This is a genomic window from Bacillus sp. NPDC060175 (assembly GCF_042728695.1).
Lineage (GTDB): Bacteria > Bacillota > Bacilli > Bacillales > Bacillaceae_G > Bacillus_A.
Map to the genome: position 1 here is coordinate 1 of NZ_JBHWYR010000184.1, position 2,239 is coordinate 2,239.

General features: G+C 43.1%; 2 protein-coding genes and 1 pseudogene. 2 read left to right on the forward strand and 1 reads right to left on the reverse strand.

All coding sequences use genetic code 11. The features are described from left to right. A partial coding sequence (locus tag ACFWDE_RS30375; protein ID WP_377896383.1) for a YjcZ family sporulation protein occupies positions 1 to 71 on the forward strand: 71 nt, incomplete at its 5' end. Positions 72 to 217: 146 nt separating this feature from the next. Here ACFWDE_RS30375 and gad read toward each other — a convergent pair. Further along, positions 218 to 1,687 carry a glutamate decarboxylase gene (gad, locus tag ACFWDE_RS30380; RefSeq protein ID WP_377896382.1) on the reverse strand — a complete coding sequence of 490 codons (1,470 nt, stop codon included), beginning with the start codon at positions 1,685 to 1,687 and terminating at the stop codon, positions 218 to 220. A gap of 105 nt (positions 1,688 to 1,792) precedes the next feature. Here gad and ACFWDE_RS30385 point away from each other — a divergent pair. Further along, positions 1,793 to 2,140: pseudogene (locus ACFWDE_RS30385) on the forward strand (Tn3 family transposase); the annotation flags it as partial. Between the last annotated feature and the right edge of the window lie 99 nt (positions 2,141 to 2,239).

The following is a 2,239-nucleotide window of genomic DNA, read 5'->3' on the forward strand; positions in this document are numbered from 1 at the left end:
CTGGAGGATTTGCTTTATTAGTTGTATTATTTATTTTATTAATCATAGTTGGAGCTAGCTGCTTCTGCTAAAAAACTATCGGAAAAGACACTCATATATGGGTGTCTTTTCTTTATGGGGTAGCGTCAGAAAAATGCTGATTTACAACGTTAAGGAAATTTCAATATTAAAAAGCCTAATTTCTCAATTAAATATGAAGAAATTAGGCTTTTTTCATTTAGTGATGAAACCCATTATCACATTTCGTATCATGTGGCATAGGCCCGTCCAGGGAATCCAGAAAGGCAACGGTCTGTTTGAGGTTCCTCAAAAATAAATGCGCGAGATCCATGGAAAATCCATTTCGAACCACAACGCGCATAATCGTCACCGCTTCCATATCTGGAGGCAATGGATAGGCGGGTACTTGCCAGCCGAACACACGCAATTGTCGAGATAAATCATAAAGATTCCAGTTTAATGTGTAACCATCTTTCAATCGCCAAGCGAAAACCGGAATATCCGAACCATCGGACAAAAGTTCGAACGGTTCCATCTTCTGAATCTCCTTGCTAAGAAAAAGAGCGACTTTCTGAGAAGCCCTTTGGACATCATAGTACCCACTTTTCCCCAAACGCAGGTAATTGTAATATTGCAGGAGCACTTGTGCGCCAGGACGAGAGAAATTCAGGGCAAAAGTCGGCATGTTCCCGCCCAAATAGGAGACGCGGAAGATTAGATCCTCAGGGAGATCTTCAGCTTCCCGCCAAATTATCCAACCCAACCCAGGATAGACTAATCCATATTTATGTCCGGATACATTGATGGACTTCACCCTCGGTAATTGAAAATCCCAGACTAAATCTGGTTGAAGAAACGGTGCTATAAATCCCCCCGAAGCCGCATCCACATGCATGGGAATGTCGAGGCCCGTCCTCTCCTGTAAATCGTCCAACGCTTTCGCAATGGCGGACACCGGTTCGTAAAGCCCGGTATAAGTCTCACCGAGAATCGGTACTACACCAATCGTATTTTCATCCACGACAGCGAGGACCCCCTGAGGATCCAATCGGGGATGCTCAGGGCTAACCTTCACATAGCGTGGTTCAACCTCCCAATAGTTCGCGAATTTTTCCCAAACAACTTGAACAGCAGAACTAAACACAATATTGGGCCGATCCACCGGCTTCCCTTCGCTTTTGCGTGCATTTTGCCAGCGTCTCTTTAACGCAAGCCCCCCGAGCATACATGCTTCCGACGATCCAGTTGTTGAAACGCCCATAGTCGTAAGGGGGGTGGGCGAATGCCAGAGGTTTGCTAAAATGCGGACACACCGCTCCTCAATTTCGGCTGTCTGTGGATATTCATCCTTGTCAATCATGTTCTTGTCGAATGATTTGGCATATAAGTGCTCTGCGGCAGGCTCCATCCATGTGCTAACGAATGTTGCAAGATTCAAGCGGGCATTGCCATCAAGAGCAATTTCATCATGGACGATTTGATACGCTGTTTCTGGTAACATGCCTTCATCAGGCATGTGAAAGCGCGGAACGACTGATTCTCCTTCGCGGGCAAACAGGGGATTTATAGAAAATTCGTGAGGCAGCTCCATTTGCACGTGACGCGGTAGATATTGTGGATTATCTGGCATGATCTCTTTTCCTTCGTATGCATCGTTTTGAACTTTTGCTTTTCGATCCTGTGGCATACAAGTCCCCCTTAATTAATTTTTTAACAAACATATTATTTACAAAAAAGCAGTTGTTAAACCAAGGGGACAATTCTAATAAAAGGTGCTGCCACCATTCGAATTAAAGGAGAATCCATGAATGGACTTGCAAGAGCTATTTTCTTCGGAAAACAAGGTGAGCGAAGCATACAGCATCAATTGCAAAGGGCCAGTGCCTTAAACATAATTATCAATGCCATCAGTATCTGGAATACTTTACATCTAACAAAAGCAGTTAAATATCAAAAACGGATAGGTAGTTTTAATGAGAACTTATTGCATCATATGTCACCTTTAGGTTGGGAACATATCAATTTACTAGGAGAATACCATTCTAATTCAGAGAAAGTGGTTCAAGTCGGAGGAAGGCACCTTAGGGTGTCTTTTCTTTATTTTCAAAAGGACCTGCTCAATTCATGCTTAAAAACATAAAGTAAAGTGAACCCGTTAAAATACATGAGTGACCCCTTGTTTTATCCTCTTATCTAAAGGAGGAACTATTATGGGCTTTGGTGGTAGTTGTGGTAGTTG

Coding starts and splice junctions, on each gene's coding strand:
- gad (WP_377896382.1), bottom strand. CDS start 1,687: ATGCCACAGGATCGAAAAGCAAAAGTTCAAAACGATGCATACGAAGGA.